Annotated in this window: 12 protein-coding genes; 6 read left to right on the top strand and 6 right to left on the bottom strand. The window is 72.5% G+C overall.

Going from position 1 to position 14,365, the window contains the following annotated elements:
- Positions 1 to 750 precede the first annotated feature (750 nt).
- On the top strand, positions 751 to 2,145 hold the full coding sequence (locus CRYAR_RS24970; protein WP_035855561.1) for an alkaline phosphatase PhoX: 1,395 nt from the start codon (positions 751 to 753) through the stop codon (positions 2,143 to 2,145).
- A gap of 41 nt (positions 2,146 to 2,186) precedes the next feature.
- Here the strand turns inward: CRYAR_RS24970 and CRYAR_RS24975 are convergent, their stop codons facing one another.
- Positions 2,187 to 3,086, bottom strand: a complete 900-nt coding sequence (locus tag CRYAR_RS24975; protein ID WP_035866259.1) for an SMP-30/gluconolactonase/LRE family protein — start codon at positions 3,084 to 3,086, stop codon at positions 2,187 to 2,189.
- A gap of 22 nt (positions 3,087 to 3,108) precedes the next feature.
- The gene (locus CRYAR_RS24980; protein WP_211247620.1) at positions 3,109 to 3,870 is read right to left on the bottom strand and encodes an SGNH/GDSL hydrolase family protein; all 762 of its coding nucleotides are present in this window, start codon (positions 3,868 to 3,870) and stop codon (positions 3,109 to 3,111) included.
- Positions 3,871 to 4,004: 134 nt separating this feature from the next.
- Here CRYAR_RS24980 and CRYAR_RS43605 point away from each other — a divergent pair, with 134 nt between their 5' ends.
- The 5 genes from CRYAR_RS43605 (at position 4,005) to CRYAR_RS25005 (ending at position 9,707) form a co-directional block, all read left to right on the top strand.
- Entirely contained in the window at positions 4,005 to 5,255 is a 1,251-nt protein-coding gene (locus tag CRYAR_RS43605) for a SpoIID/LytB domain-containing protein (protein ID WP_157018038.1), read from the top strand.
- Between the two features lie 49 nt (positions 5,256 to 5,304).
- Positions 5,305 to 6,537 (top strand): YibE/F family protein, encoded by a 1,233-nt coding sequence (locus tag CRYAR_RS24990; protein ID WP_084700920.1) that lies wholly within the window; start codon positions 5,305 to 5,307, stop codon positions 6,535 to 6,537.
- 68 nt (positions 6,538 to 6,605) lie between these two features.
- A complete protein-coding gene (locus CRYAR_RS24995) occupies positions 6,606 to 8,081 on the top strand; it encodes a GGDEF domain-containing protein (protein ID WP_084700922.1) in 1,476 nt (491 codons plus the stop codon).
- Positions 8,082 to 8,124: 43 nt separating this feature from the next.
- The gene (locus CRYAR_RS25000; protein ID WP_035855563.1) at positions 8,125 to 8,679 is read left to right on the top strand and encodes an RNA polymerase sigma factor; all 555 of its coding nucleotides are present in this window, start codon (positions 8,125 to 8,127) and stop codon (positions 8,677 to 8,679) included.
- On the top strand, positions 8,676 to 9,707 hold the full coding sequence (locus CRYAR_RS25005) for a hypothetical protein (protein WP_035855565.1): 1,032 nt from the start codon (positions 8,676 to 8,678) through the stop codon (positions 9,705 to 9,707). The genes CRYAR_RS25000 and CRYAR_RS25005 overlap by 4 nt, the downstream gene beginning before the upstream one ends.
- A 46-nt stretch (positions 9,708 to 9,753) precedes the next feature.
- On the opposite strand, the gene CRYAR_RS25010 is transcribed toward CRYAR_RS25005, so the two are convergent.
- From CRYAR_RS25010 to CRYAR_RS25025, 4 genes are read right to left on the bottom strand one after another with little or no spacing between them, the layout of a single operon-like run.
- Complete coding sequence (locus tag CRYAR_RS25010; RefSeq protein ID WP_035855566.1) at positions 9,754 to 10,566, bottom strand: SRPBCC family protein; 813 nt, start codon at positions 10,564 to 10,566, stop codon at positions 9,754 to 9,756.
- A gap of 4 nt (positions 10,567 to 10,570) precedes the next feature.
- Positions 10,571 to 11,425 (bottom strand): FAD binding domain-containing protein, encoded by an 855-nt coding sequence (locus tag CRYAR_RS25015; protein WP_035855567.1) that lies wholly within the window; start codon positions 11,423 to 11,425, stop codon positions 10,571 to 10,573.
- Positions 11,422 to 13,875 carry a xanthine dehydrogenase family protein molybdopterin-binding subunit gene (locus tag CRYAR_RS25020; protein ID WP_035855568.1) on the bottom strand — a complete coding sequence of 818 codons (2,454 nt, stop codon included), beginning with the start codon at positions 13,873 to 13,875 and terminating at the stop codon, positions 11,422 to 11,424. The genes CRYAR_RS25015 and CRYAR_RS25020 overlap by 4 nt, the downstream gene beginning before the upstream one ends.
- The gene (locus tag CRYAR_RS25025) at positions 13,872 to 14,345 is read right to left on the bottom strand and encodes a (2Fe-2S)-binding protein (RefSeq protein WP_035855569.1); all 474 of its coding nucleotides are present in this window, start codon (positions 14,343 to 14,345) and stop codon (positions 13,872 to 13,874) included. Before CRYAR_RS25025 ends, CRYAR_RS25020 begins: the two co-directional genes overlap by 4 nt.
- Positions 14,346 to 14,365 lie beyond the last annotated feature (20 nt).

Below are 14,365 nucleotides of genomic sequence, written 5' to 3' on the forward strand. Positions count from 1 at the left end.
TCCGCCATCCGCCATCCGCCATCCGCGGTCACGATCGTCCGGATTGCGCTCGAGGCCGGGGACCGCGGCCGGGCGAGGCGTTGTGCGCGGCGCCGGGCTGCTCGCGGGCCCCGACCCGCGTGCGCGCTCGTCGCCGATCTCGTCGGCGGCGGGCTGCGCCGGAACCCCACCGCGCTTCGGCGGGCCGCCGCGTTCCACCAGCCCAGCCGCCGGCCCCGCAACCGCACCGGAGGACGCCGCGCGCCGCCGCCACCGGCTGGTTCTCCGAGGCGCCGACGATCACGGCGCCGCGCCCACCAGCGTCGGCTACACCAGCCGCGCGTGCCGGCCGCCACCACCGGGCCACCGCGGCGGCGCTCGAGCCCGAACAAGTTCGCGGTCACGCTGGCGAGCACCCCCTCGCAAACCACCGGCGGACGAGGGTGCGTCATGACGGCGCGGCCAAAAGGCTCGTCACCCCGGATCCGGACGGCGAGCCCACCTGGCGCACGGGCGTGGCCGCCACCGGCACATTCCACGAGGTCGCCGCACCCACCGCGCCCGCTCCATGCCGGCGGCGCTGATGCGCCACGAGGGCACCGACACGACGCAGCCCCACCCGCCCCAAATCGTGGCCACCCCCGGCCCGCCGTGCGGGAGAACCACTCGATAGTTCGCTCAGACGTCAGCGAGTGTTTGTCCGGTACACGCAGCACTTGCCCTTACTGTCCTCGGTGCACCTCCGTATCGCGTCGTGAAGGAGCTCCCCCCATGACCGAGGCAGTATCCCGCCGTTCCGCCCTGGCTCTGGGCACCGCCGGTGCCCTGGGCATCACGTTCGCCGGAAGCATCGACGCGATCGCGGGCACCGCTGCTACCGCCGCGGCGACGAGCCCGACCGGCACCGACGGCTACGGGCCGTTGGTAGCCGACCCGGCCGGCCTGCTGGCCCTGCCGAAGGGCTTCAAGTACACGATCGTCGCCGAGGCCGGGAAGACGAAGCTGGAGTCGGGTCAGCCGACGCCCAGCGACGCCGACGGCACCGCGAGTTTCCCCGGCCACCGCGGCCTGACGCTCGTCAACAACCACGAGAACGACGGCACCGAGCCCTACCCGGTGCCGGCGCTCGAGGGCCTCACGTACGACCCGGCGGCCAAGGGCGGCACGACGAACATCGACGTCGACCACCACGGCAAGCGGATCCGGGAGTACGTCAGCCTGGCCGGCACCCACAACAACTGCGCCGGCGGCAAGACGCCCTGGGGTACCTGGCTGACCTGTGAGGAGACCGAGCAGAAGGCGGTCGCCCCGTACACCAAGGACCACGGGTACGTCTTCGAGGTCGACCCGTTCGACCGGGCCGCCAACAAGAACCCGGTGCCGCTGAAGTTCCTCGGGCGGTACTCGCACGAGGCCGTCGCGGTCGACCCGCACAACCACACGATCTACCTCACCGAGGACGCGAACGAGCCGCACGGACTGTTCTACCGCTGGACCCCGCCGGAGGGCTTCCACGGCGGCAAGGGCGCGCTGCGCCGGCTGGCGGCCCGGGGCGACACCGCGGGTTCGCTCCGGGCGATGAGCTGCTCGCTGGACGGCAAACACGTCGCCGACCTGTCCCAGGCCACCAAGCCGGGCACGAAGTACAAGGTCACGTGGGTCGACGTTCCCGACCGGGACGCGAAGAGCGTGTCGGTGCGCAAGCAGTTCCGCGCCGGGCAGGTCACCGGTAGCCGCAAGCTCGAGGGCGCGTGGTGGGGCCACCACGGCGCGTACTTCGTCGCCAGCTACGCGCGGAAGACCGACGGCAGCGTCGCCGAGCACGACGGCCAGGTGTGGTTCTACGACCCGCGGTCGAGCACGGTGACGCTGGAGACGATCTTCGGGGTCAACAAGGCGCCGGAGAAGGACGGCGCGTTCGACGGGCCGGACAACATCACGGTGTCGCCCTACGGCGGCGTGATCATCGCCGAGGACGGCGAGGGCGTCCAGCACCTGGTCGGCGTCACCGACCGGGGTGCGTCGTACGCGCTGGCCCGCAACGACCTCAACGACAGCGAGTTCACCGGTCCGAACTTCAGCGCCGACGGCTCGATCCTGTTCGCGAACATCCAGTCGCCGGGCTACGTCCTGGCCATCACCGGCCCCTGGACCCGCGTCCGCTGATCCGAGCGGCCCGGCCGTCGTCGGACGGCCGGGCCGATCGGTCAGGGCCGGCCGGCGTGCGGGACGTCCACCGTGGTGGACAGGAGGACGGCTTCACGCACCGGCGCGCGCAGGTGCTCGTAGAAGTCCGGCGCCGCGCACATCAGCAGCGTCCGGCCGTCCTCCCCGCCGAGCATGCAGGCGTAGATGCCGAGCTCGTCCGGCGCGCGGATCTCGTCGACGATCGCCCCACCCGGCGCGACCCGGATCACCCGGCCGCCCACCGCGTCGGCGGCCCAGAGGTGGCCCTCGGCGTCCAGCGCGCACCCGTCGGGCGCCACGACGAGCTGCCCGAGCACCTCCTCGGTGGTGCTGCCGGTCGGTGCCGGCGCGAACGTGGCCCACTCGCGGCGGTTGCTCAGCGCTCCGTCGGCGGCCAGGTCGAACGCGGTGTAGCGGTTGCCGAGCGTCTCGCCGACGATGAGCGTCGAGCCGTCCGGCGTGATGACCGAGCCGTTCGGGAAGTACAGGCCGTCGGCGACGACGCTCACCGTGCCGTCGGGGTCGACGCGCTTGAGCCGCGCGGTCCGCAGGTCACCGCCGCCCATCAGGTCGAAGCCGAAGTCGCCGACGTAGATGCGCCCCGCCTCGTCGATCACCAGGTCGTTGAGGTGGCCGCCGCAGTGCGGGGACAGGTCGACGAGCTCGGTGAGCGCGCCGTCGGTCCACCGGAGGAGCCGCTGGTCCTTCATCGAGACGATGACCAGCGACCCGTCGGGCAACCAGCCCAGCCCGGACGGCTGCTGCTCCACCTCGGCGAGGACCGTTTCGTGTCCGTCCGGGGTGATCCGGCTGACCGTGTGCCGATAGAAGTCCGAGACCCACCAGGTGCCGTCACGCCACCTCGGCCCCTCGAAGAACCCGCCGCCGCTGAAGACCGTCCGAACGTCTCTGTCCGTCATGAGCAGCACGTTAACGGTGTGACTAGGTCGCGGCCAGAGTCAGCAGCAGTTCGTCGGCGATCGCCCGCATCCCGGCGGCGTTCGGGTGGAAGGCCGCCGACGAGCGCCGGAACCCGTTCACCCACTCCTCGGGCGTGCCGACGCCGTGGGCGGCGCTGAGCACCGACGCCTGGATCAGGTCGGCGCCGGTGTTCTGGGCGGCCAGCACGAACGCGCCGTTGACCCGGCGCCCGAGGGCTCGCAGCGCCCGGTGCTGGGCCTGGTCGAACGGCTCGGCGGTGATCTTCTCGTCGAAGATCGTGAGGTAGTCGACGAGCACCACCCGCGCCTCCGGGGCCCGGGCGCGGACGGCCTCCACGATCGCGCCGAGGCCGTCCACCACGACGTCGGTGTCGAGCACCGGCACCGGCCCGCGGGCGAGCCGGTTGCCCAGCGGCCGGGTCCACCAATGGCGCCGGAAGCGGTTCGCCCAGGCCAGCCGGAGCACGGACGCGAGATACCCGAGGTCGTTGCCGCCGGCGGTCAGGGTGACCAGGTCGGCGTCCGCCGGGACGCCGCTCACCTGCGGCGGATACGTCGTGCGGGCGACCCGCTGGGGCGTCTCGAGGATCGTCGCGGTGGTGGCGCCGGAGACCGTGAGGTCGGTCAGCCGCGCCCCCAGGCCCTCCGCGACGAGGTGGGCGTAGTTGTGGCCGGAGCGGCCCGCGACCCGGTCGACGACCGGCGGGATCCCCGGCCCGGCGGCGAACGAGCTGCCCAGCGCTACGACGTGTCGGTACGGCATGGGCCCCATCCGATCAGGTGCGGCCCGGTCACCGCACAGGAGGCCCCCGGTTGCGGGGCACGCGGCGACCTCATGCCGCAACCGAACGCGCCGACAGGACTCTCGTAGCCCACGAGACGAAAGGGGGCGCTTCAATGTCCCGTTCCACCGGCATGCTCCGTCGTAGCGTCCTCCTGCCCGCCGCCGCGCTCGTCGCGGCGATGATCGGCGGAGGGCTCGCGTCTCCGGCCGAGGCGGCCGCACCCACGGCCAACGCCACCGCGGTGTCGACGACCGGCATCAGCGTCTACGGCGCCGGCTTCGGTCACGGCCGGGGGCTGAGCCAGTACGGCGCGAAGGCCGCGGCCAAGCAGGGCCTCCCGGCGGCGAAGATCGCCGGCTTCTACTACCCCGGCGCGGCGCTGACCGCGAAGGGCAACCCGTCGCTGCGGGTCCGGCTCTCCGCGATCGACGGCGGGCACTTCACGTTCTCGCCCGTCACCGGCACGAGCGTGACCGGCGTCGTCGCCACCGCCGCGAACGGCAGGAAGGTGTCGCTCCCGGCGCAGCCCGGCTGGCACGTCGCCCGCAGCGGCGCGAACTACGTCGTCCAGAAGAAGGTCGGCACGGCCTGGAAGACCGCCTACACGCTCGCCGCCCCGGTGAGGTTCAGCGGGCCGAAGACGCTCAAGCTCACCTACAGCAAGGCCAAGTCCGACTGCCGCGGCGGGACGACGCTGACGTTCACCGGGTCGCTGACCGCGTCGGTGATCGAGGGTGCTCCGCGCTACGTCGCGACGATGCCGATGGACACCTACCTCCGTGGCGTGGTGGCGTCCGAGATGCCCTCCAGCTGGCCGGCCGCCGCCCTCCAGGCCCAGACGCTGTCCGCCCGCACCTACGCCACCGCGAAGATCTCCGCGTCGCGCTACTACGACGTCATCGACACCCAGCAGAACCAGTGCTGGGACGGCGCTCTCTCGGAGACCGCGGCCACCAACGCCGCGATCGCCGCGACCGCGGGCAAGGTGCTCACGGTCGGCGGCAAGGTCATCAGCGCCGAGTTCTCGTCCGACAGCGGCGGCTACACCGCCAGCGGCGGCGCCAGCTACCTGCCGACCAAGGCCGACCCGTTCTCCCTGGCCTCCGGTTCACCCGCGGTCAACTGGGTCAAGGCCGTCACCCCGGCGCAGCTGGCCGCGCTCGACGGCGCCGGTGGCCTGCTGAAGGTCACCGCGGTGAAGGTGACGAAGCGCTCGAGCGGCGGACGCTGGGGCGGACGCGTGGACTCGCTCGCGCTGACCGGAACGGTGGCCGGCGGCAAGACCAGGACGATCGCGATCACCGGCACCACGTTCCGCGTGAAGCTCGGCCTGAAGAGCACGTACCTCGGCTTCACGAAGTAGCCGAGCGCCTGCGACCGGTTCTCACCCCGGCTGGCTAGGGTGAGCAGACATGCGTGTTCCGTTGCGCGGGGTCTGGCGCCCCGTTCTGGTGGTCATCGTCCCGATCGCGCTGCTGACGATCGTCGGCATGGTGTTGCTCTGGCCATCGGGGGCGGGAACCGCCGCCGACGAGACGCAGTACGTGGACGCGACCGTGCGCACGGTCGTGCACGCACCCTGCGAGGCTTCCGACGAGGCGGCCCTGGCGGCGGGGCGGACCGACTGCGGCGCGGTCGTGCTCCGGGTCACCAGCGGCCCGGACGCCGGTCAGGACGTCACCACCGACGTCCCGGCCGGCCCCGGCGCACCGGAGGTCAGCGAGGGCGACGACGTCGTGCTGCTGTACCTGCCTGACACACCGGTGGGTGAGCCGTACCAGATCGCCGACCACCAGCGCGGCGACCAGCTCTGGGTGCTCGCGGCCGCGTTCGTGCTCGCGGTGGTCGCGTTCGGGCGCTGGCGCGGGCTGAGCGCGCTCGCCGGTCTCGCGGTGACGTTCGCGGTGCTGCTGCTGTTCGTGGTGCCGGCGATCCTGGACGGTCAGCCGCCGCTGCTGGTGGCGATCGTCGGTTCGGCGGCGATCATGCTCGCGGTGCTGTACCTGACCCACGGCGTCGGCACCTCCACGTCGGTGGCGGTGATCGGCACCCTGACCAGCCTCGCGCTCACCGGTGCGCTGTCCTGGCTCGCGGTGCGCGCGCTGCACCTGACCGGCGTCGCCGACGAGCAGGCCGGCTACCTCGGGGTCACCCACGACGTGAACCTCCAGGGGCTGCTGCTGGCCGGGATCCTGATCGGTTCGCTCGGCGTGCTCGACGACGTCACGGTGACCCAGGTGGCGACCGTCGACGAACTCGCGCGGGCCGACCCCGGGTACGGCTTCGCCCCGCTCTACCGGGCCGCGACCCGGGTCGGCCGGGCGCACATCGCCTCGGTCGTCAACACGATCATCCTGGCCTACGCCGGCGCGTCGCTGCCGCTGCTGATCCTGATCACCGACAGCGGCCAGAGCCTGGGGCGGGTGCTGACCAACCAGCTCGTCGCCCAGGAGCTGGTCCGCAGCGCGGTCGGCACGCTGGGCCTGATCTCGGCCGTGCCGATCACGACCGCGCTCGCCGCGCTCACCGCCCGCCGTCGCCACCCCACGGAACGACCCGAAAAGCCCGAAGCGCCCCCGGCGACGACGCCGAACACCGACCACCTCGCGGCCCTCGCGCGCGAAGACCACGACAGCGCGTGGTGACCCGCGTTAACCTGAGTCACAGTGGCGCCCCTCCTTCCCCGACGTAGTCCGAAATCGATGATGTGAGCATGAGACGTGTCCCCGCGGTGCTCGTACCGGTCTTCGCCGCTGCCTGCGGCCTGCCGGCCGCGTTCCGGCCGGGGAGTACGTTCGCCCACCTCTGCTATCTGATCGGTTTCGGCACGCTCGTCGCGCTCGGCTGGATGCGGCTGCGCACGCTCTCGGGGCCGCAGCGCCGGGGCTACGGGTACATCGTCGCCGCGCTGAGCGTCTGGCTCGTCGGGGACCTGCTGCAGGACCTGCTGCGGTGGATCTTCGACGGGACCAGGGACGTCTCCCCCGCCGATCTGCTGTGGATCAGCGGCTACCCGCTGCTCGGGATCGGGCTGCTGCGCCTGGTGCGGTTGCGCGCGCCCACCCGGTTACGCGAGGCCGTGCTCGACGCCCTGGCGATGGCCACCGTGATGGCCTGGCTGTGCTGGCAGTTCGTCATCCTGCCCGCGGTGGAGCACGAGCGGCTCTCACCGGCCGTCGTGGTCGGAGCGATCTATCCGCTGGGCGACGTCCTGCTGTTCGCCGCCGGTGCGATCCTGGTGCTGGCGCCCGGCTCGAAGCGCGGCCCCACGCGCTACCTGATCGCCGCGCTCGCGATCGCCCTGATCGGCGACATCGCGATCTCGATGCTCCCCACGCTCGTCGACGACCTGTCGCGGATCGTGCAGGCCGACCGCCTCGACGGCATCCTGCTGCTCTCGAACAGCCTCTACGTCGCCGCGGTGCTGCACCCCGACGCCGCGCGCATCGCCGAGCCCGACAGCTCCCGCGAGGAGCGGCTGCACCCGGCGCGCGTGATCTTCCTCGGCATCGCGCTGGCGGCGCTGCCGATGTTCGCCGGGCTCCAGGCGATCGACGGTGTCGCCGGGCGGGTGTCGCTGCTCGTCTCGATCGCCGTGCTGACCGCGTTGATCCTGGTCCGGTTCGTGCTCGTGGTCCGCGAGCAGGAGTCGGTCCGGGCGATGCTGGCCCATCAGGCCCACCACGACCAGCTCACCGGGCTGGCGAACCGGCAGGCTCTGCACGCCGCGCTCGACCTCGCGCTCAACCGGGCCCGCGACCTGCGCTCGCCCTACGCTCCGGTGCTGTTCTACCTCGACCTCGACGGGTTCAAGCAGGTCAACGACCGCTACGGCCACGCGGCCGGCGACTTCGTCCTGGCCGAGTTCGCCCGCCGGCTCAAAGGCGAACTGCGCACGGGCGACGTCGCGGCGCGGCTCGGCGGGGACGAGTTCGTCGTGCTCGCGGAGAACATCACCAGCGACGCCGAGGCGCAGGCGCTCGCCGACCGGCTGCGTGGCCTCACCGACGAGCCGGTGACCCGCTCGGACGACGAGGCGTACTCGATCGGGGTGAGCGTCGGCGTCGCCGCGGCGGGCACGGTCGACCCGGTGGACTCCGACACGCTGCTCGCCGCGGCCGACGGCAACATGTACACGCAGAAGAACCATCCCCGGCGCAGCTTCCCCCCGGATCTCGTGTCGGCCTGAGAACGGCGGTCACGATCCGCGCCCGGCCGGACATGGAGTAGTCGTGACCTCCGACGAGCGTTTCCGGCGGATCTACGCCGCGCACTTCGACGCGCTTCTCGCGTACGCGATCCGCCGCGTCGAGCAGCCCGAGGACGCGGCGGACGTCGTCGCCGAGGCATTCGTGGTGGTGTGGCGGCGCCGCGGCGACGTGCCACCGGACGACGAGGTGCGGATGTGGCTCTACGGGGTGGCCCGGCGGGTGCTGGCCAACCACCACCGGGGCCGGGCCCGCCGGGACCGTCTCGGCGAACGACTGCGCCAGCGGCTGCGTGCGGTCGTGCCCACCGACCCGGGGAGCGACGTGCCGCACCGCCTGGTGCTGCGGGCCGCGCTGGCGCGGCTGAGCGCGCTCGACCGCGAGGTCCTGATGCTGACGTTCTGGGAAGGGCTCGAGCCGCGCGAGATCGCCACCGTCCTGGGGCTGAGCGCGCCGACCGTGCGGGCGCGCCTGTCCCGGGCGCGTCGCCGGCTGCGCGAACTCGTCGGTCACGACCTCGGGCCACCCGGACATGAACTCGGTGTCAGGACAGGACGCACCCCCGAGGAGGGCAGATGACCGACGACCCGCTCGACCGGCTGATCCGCGACGCCGACCCCTACCGACCCGTCGCCGGTGAGCGGCTCGACGGGGCCGCGGAGGAACTTCTGGAGGAGATCGTGTCGGATCGAACCGTCCGGACCCGGCCCGCGCGGCGGCGGTTCGGGCCGCTGATCGGCGCCGGGGTCGCAGCGGCCGCGCTCGTCGGCGTCGTCGCGCTCACCGGCACGGACGCCCCGGAGCCCGCCGGCCGGCCGAGCGACGCCACGACGGTGACCTACTCGGCGCTGGCGTTGAAGGCGGCCGAGGAGAACCCGCGGCTGCTGATCGACGAGCCCGGCTGGACCGCGACCTACGTCAACGGCTTCGCCGCGAAGGAAGGGTCGATCACCTGGTCGAAGCAGGGCCGCGAGGTCGAGTTCACCTGGCGACCGGCGCAGTACTACGACTCCTACCAGCGGGACCGCGCGGACGTCAGCGCCGCGCAACCGGTCACGGTGGCCGGGCGGAGCGGGCAGCTGTTCACGTACGCCGCGAACGACTTCGCGGTGATGCTCCCGCCCAGCGGGTCGTCGTTCGTCGAGATGCGCGCCAGCGGTCCGTGGACGCGGGACACGTTCTCGGCGACGCTCGCGCACGTGGTCCAGGTCGGCGTTTCGCGGTGGTTGGCGGCGTTGCCGCCGGAGGTCGTGACGCCCGACCGGATCAGCGCGCGGGCCGAGGAGGTGCTGGCCGGGGTGCCGCTGCCGCCGGGGTTCGACCGGGCGGCGCTCGCCGGCCTCGGGACGAACGACGCGTACCAGTTCGGGGCGCAGGTGGCGTCCCGGGTCGGGTGCGGGTGGATCGCGGAGTGGGAGCGGGCCACCGGGGCCGGTGACACCGCGGCCGTCGCGCGTGCCGCCGACGCGTTGCGGGGCAGCCACGGGTGGAAGTTCCTGAACGACATGAACGCCGCCGGTGACTACCCGGAGGTGTTCTGGGAGATCGCCGACGAGGTCGTCGGGGGCTCGGTGCCCGAGGGGTACCGCGACTCGCTGGGCTGCTGATCCGCGGGGCCGCGCCCGGCCGATCGGCTGGGCGCGGCCCCGGGGCTCAGCCTGATCGGCGGCGCAGCAGGCGGAACAGCACCGCGAGCGCCACGACCACGGCCAGCGCCGGCTTCCAGTAGGCGCGGGCCAGCACCGGCAGCACGGTCGCCCCGAGGTCCAGGGCCTCCGGCTGCGGCGGAGCGGGCCGCACCGCCCGGGCCGGCGACTGCGACGCAGCCGCGGCCGGTGCGGCCGGTGCGGCCGCGGGTGCCGCCGCCGCCGGTGCAGCCGCGGGTGCCGCCGCCGCCGATCCGCCCCCGGCCGACACCGGGCCGTCCGACACCGGGCCGTCCGGCGCGGCACCGGCCGGGGCGCTCGGCGCGGACGACCCGGAGACCGGCGAAGCCGCCGGCTCCGGGGGCTCGTCGGCCTCGGGCCCGAGTTGCCGGCCCAGGCACTCGACGAACTGCCCCAGCAGCTTGTCGGACACGTCCTGGATCAGGCCGCGCCCGAACTGCGCCGGTTTCCCGGTGATGGCCAGGTCGGTCACCACCTCGACGTCGGTGCCGCCGCCCTCGGCCTCGGCCATCCGCAGCGTCGCGGTGGCCGATGCCGTGCCGTTGCCCCGTTTGTCCCGTCCCTTCGCTTCCACGACGAGCGTGTGCTTGCTCTCGTCACGCTGGGAGAACGAGCCGCTCCCGTTGTAGACGAGCGCGATCGGCCCGAGCTTCACCTTGCACGAGCCGGTGAACTCGTCCCCGTCGACCGACGTCACCTGCGCGCCGGGGAAGCACGTGGCCACTTCGGACACGTTCTGGAAGTGCGCCCAGGCCTCGTCGATCCCGGCGGGGACGTGGAAGTGGTGGGTCAGGTCCATCCGGTCACGCTCCCGCGGCGGCCAGCACAGCTCGCCTCGTGAGTACCCGCGCCAGGTGCTTGCGATACTCGGCGTCGCCGTTGAGATCCGACGGCGGGCTGGTGCCCTCCGCGGCCTGCTCGGCCGCCGCGCCCACCGCCTCGGCGGTGACCGCCGCTCCGGCCAGCGCGGACTCCACCGCGGACGCCCGCAGGGGCGTCGACCCCATGTTCGCCAGCGCGATCTTCGCTTCCTCGATGACGCCACCGGAGACCCGCACGGTCGCGGCCACCGCGACGATCGGCCACTGGTGCGCGATCCGCACGAACTTCGCGTGGTGGGCGCCCCAGCCGGTGTGCTTCGGGATCCGCACCTCGGTGAGGATCTCGTCGTCACCGATCGCGGTCTCGAACAGGCCGGTGAAGAACTCGGCGGCGGGTACCGTCCGGGTGCCGCCCGGCCCCGCGACGACGAACTCCCCGCCCAGCGCGAGCACCGGTCCGCCCAGGTCACCGGCCGGGTCGGCGTGGGCAAGCGCCCCGCCGAACGTTCCCCGGTGCCGGATCTGGGCGTCGGCCAGGTGCTCCACGGCCTTGCTGACGAGCCCCGCGTGTTCGGCCACCAGCGGGTCGGCGCCGACGACCGAGTGTTCGGTCATCGCCCCGATCACGATCGCGTCGCCCTCGTCGCGGACCCCGCGCAGCGACGGGATCTTGCCGAGGTCGATGAGCACCTCGGGAGCGTTCAGGCGCATCCGCAGGACCGGCAGCAGGCTCTGACCGCCGGCCAGGATCTTCGCGTCGTCGCCGTGCTGGGAGAGCGCGGCGACCGCTTCCTCCAGCGTGGCCGGTGCCAGGTAGTCGAACTGAACCGGAATCACTGGTCCACCCCTTCGGAAGCGTCGAAGTGCGGTGCCGCGGCTTCGACGGTCGGCGTGTGGGCCGACGCGCCGTTGATCGCCTTCCACACCCGCTCCGGCGTGCACGGCATCTGGATGTCGTGCACCCCGAGATGGCGCACGGCGTCGACCACCGCGTTCACCACCGCGGGCGTCGACGCGATCGTCCCGGCCTCGCCCACGCCCTTGGTGCCGAGCGTGTTGCTGGTCGCCGGCGTGATCGTGTGGTCGATGTCGAACGTGATCGTGTCCGCCGCGGTCGGCAGCAGGTAGTCGACGAACGAGCCGCTGACGAGCGTCCCGGCCTCGTCGTACACCGCCTCCTCCCAGAGCGCCTGGGCGATGCCCTGCACGAGCCCGCCGTGCACCTGCCCGGCGACGATCAGCGGGTTGATCACGGTGCCGATGTCGTCGCACGCGACGTACTTACGCATCTTCAGCGCACCGGTCTCGGTGTCGACCTCGATCGCGCACAGGTGGGTGCCGTGCGGGAAGCTGAAGTTGACCGGGTCGTAGGTCGCGTCGGAGTCCAGCGAGGGCTCGACGCCGTCCGGGAGGTTGTGCGCGGCGAACGTCGCCAGCGCCACCTCGGCGATCGAGACACCCTGGTCGGTGCCGCGGACCGAGAACCGGCCGCCGGTGAACTCCAGGTCGTCGGCCGAGGCCTCCAGCAGGTGCGCCGCGACGACCTTCGCCTTCTCGATCACCTTGTCGGCCGCGCGGACCACGGCCTCGCCGCCCACCACCAGCGACCGGGACCCGTAGGTGTCCAGCCCGCGGTGCGAGATCTGGGTGTCGCCGTGCAGCACCTCGATGTCGTCGAACGGCACCCCGAGACGGTCGGCGACGATCTGGCTGAACGCCGTCTCGTGGCCCTGCCCGTGCGGCGAGGCGCCGGTGACCACCTCCACCTTGCCGGTCGCGAGCATCCGCACCGACGCGTGTTCCCAGCCCCCGGCGCCGTAGTCGAGCGACCCCAGCACCCGGGAGGGTGCGAGCCCGCACATCTCGGTGAACGTCGAGATGCCGATGCCGAGCTGGACGGGGTCGTTCGACTCGCGTCGCTTGGCCTGTTCGGCACGTAGCTCGTCGTAGCCGAACATCTCCTTCGCGCGTGCGGTCGCGGCCTCGTAGTTGCCCGAGTCGTAGGTCAGCCCGGCCACCGTGGTGAACGGGAACTCCTCGTGGGTGATCCAGTTCTTCTCCCGGATCGCCAGCGGGTCGACGCCCACCTCGGCGGCGAGCTCGTCCATGATCCGCTCGATGCCGAACGTGGCCTCCGGGCGGCCGGCGCCGCGGTAGGCGTCGGTCCAGGTCTTGTTCGTGAGCACGGTCTGGCACGCGAAGTGGTACGCGGGGAACTTGTAGATCGCGTTGAACATGAACGCGCCCAGCACCGGCACGCCGCCGCCGACCAGCGCGACGTAGGAGCCGAGGTCGGCGAGCAGCTCGACCTTCAGCCCGGTCACGGTGCCGTCCGCGGTCGCCGCGAGCGTCAGCTTCTGCCACTGGTCGCGGCCGTGGTGGCCGGCGACGAGCGACTCCGAGCGCGTCTCGGTGTACTTCACCGGCTTGCCGAGCCGCCGGGCCAGCAGGAACGTGATGAACTCCTCCGGCGTCGACTGCAGCTTGCCGCCGAAGCCGCCGCCGACGTCGGGCGCGATCACCCGGACCTTCGACTCGGAGATGCCGGTCACCGCGGCCAGCAGGAACCGCAGGATGTGCGGGATCTGGGTGGCCGACCACATCGTGACCTGCTCGCCGGTGGGGTCGACGACGACCGACCGGGGCTCCATGAACGCCGGGATAAGCCGCTGCTGGCGGTACTCCCGCTCGAGCACGATGCCGCCGTCGCGGGCCGCGGCGATCGCGGCCTCCACGTCACCGCCGGTTCCGGCGGTGGCCGAGTCGAACACCCAGAGCGCCGACTTGTTCGTGCCGAGGTCGGGGTGGGCGAGGACGGCACCGTCCTCCACGGCCGCACGGAGGTCGAGCGCGGCCGGCAGCTCCTCGTACTCGACGTCGACGAGCTCGGCGGCGTCGCGGGCCGCCGCGGCCGTCCGGGCCGCCACGACCGCGACGACCTCGCCGGCGAACGTGGCCCGGTCGACCGCGATCGGCGGGTGCACCGGGGTGACCTGGTCGGGGGTGATCGGCCACGCGTTGGGCAGGCCGCCCTGCTCCTCGGCCACGTCCCGCCCGGTGATCACGCTGACGACGTTCGGCGCCCCGGCCGCCTCCGACGTGTCGACCGAGACGATCCGCGCGTGCGCGAACGGCGAGCGCACCATCGCCAGGTGCAGCATGCCGGGCAGCACGATGTTGTCGGTCCAGCGGGTACGGCCGGTGATCAGCCGCTGGTCTTCCTTCCGGCGCCGGTCACGTCCGATCTCGGCGGCGGGGGTGCTCGGGCGCTCCTCGACGGCGGTCACTTGTCACCACCGCCGTTGTCCGCCGCGTACTGCACGGCCTTCACGATGTTGTGGTAACCGGTGCAGCGGCAGAGGTTGCCCTCCAGCCCGAGGCGGATGTCCTCCTCGGTGGGGTTCGGGTTCTCACGCAGCAGGTCCACCGACTGCATGATCATTCCGGGCGTGCAGTAGCCGCACTGCAGGCCGTGGCACTCGCGGAAGGCCTCCTGGACCGGGTGCAGGCGCCCGTTCGTCGCCAGCCCCTCGATCGTCGTCACCTCGGAGCCGTCGGCCTGCACCGCGAGCACGTTGCAGGACTTCACGCTGCGGCCGTCGAGGTGGACCGTGCAGGCACCGCAGTTGCTCGTGTCGCAGCCGATGACGGTGCCGGTCTTGCCTAGCTGTTCGCGCAGGTAGTGCACCAGCAACGTACGGGGTTCGACATCGTCCGACACGTTCTGGCCGTCGACTTTGAGGCTGATCCGAGTCATCTGGAGAGCTCCCTCGGGTG

It is taken from the genome of Cryptosporangium arvum DSM 44712, assembly GCF_000585375.1.
Taxonomy (GTDB): Bacteria; Actinomycetota; Actinomycetes; order Mycobacteriales; family Cryptosporangiaceae; genus Cryptosporangium; species Cryptosporangium arvum.

Coding starts and splice junctions, on each gene's coding strand:
- CRYAR_RS24970 (WP_035855561.1), top strand. CDS start 751: ATGACCGAGGCAGTATCCCGCCGTTCCGCCCTGGCTCTGGGCACCGCC.
- CRYAR_RS24975 (WP_035866259.1), bottom strand. CDS start 3,086: ATGACGGACAGAGACGTTCGGACGGTCTTCAGCGGCGGCGGGTTCTTC.
- CRYAR_RS24980 (WP_211247620.1), bottom strand. CDS start 3,870: ATGCCGTACCGACACGTCGTAGCGCTGGGCAGCTCGTTCGCCGCCGGG.
- CRYAR_RS43605 (WP_157018038.1), top strand. CDS start 4,005: ATGTCCCGTTCCACCGGCATGCTCCGTCGTAGCGTCCTCCTGCCCGCC.
- CRYAR_RS24990 (WP_084700920.1), top strand. CDS start 5,305: ATGCGTGTTCCGTTGCGCGGGGTCTGGCGCCCCGTTCTGGTGGTCATC.
- CRYAR_RS24995 (WP_084700922.1), top strand. CDS start 6,606: ATGAGACGTGTCCCCGCGGTGCTCGTACCGGTCTTCGCCGCTGCCTGC.
- CRYAR_RS25005 (WP_035855565.1), top strand. CDS start 8,676: ATGACCGACGACCCGCTCGACCGGCTGATCCGCGACGCCGACCCCTAC.
- CRYAR_RS25010 (WP_035855566.1), bottom strand. CDS start 10,566: ATGGACCTGACCCACCACTTCCACGTCCCCGCCGGGATCGACGAGGCC.
- CRYAR_RS25025 (WP_035855569.1), bottom strand. CDS start 14,345: ATGACTCGGATCAGCCTCAAAGTCGACGGCCAGAACGTGTCGGACGAT.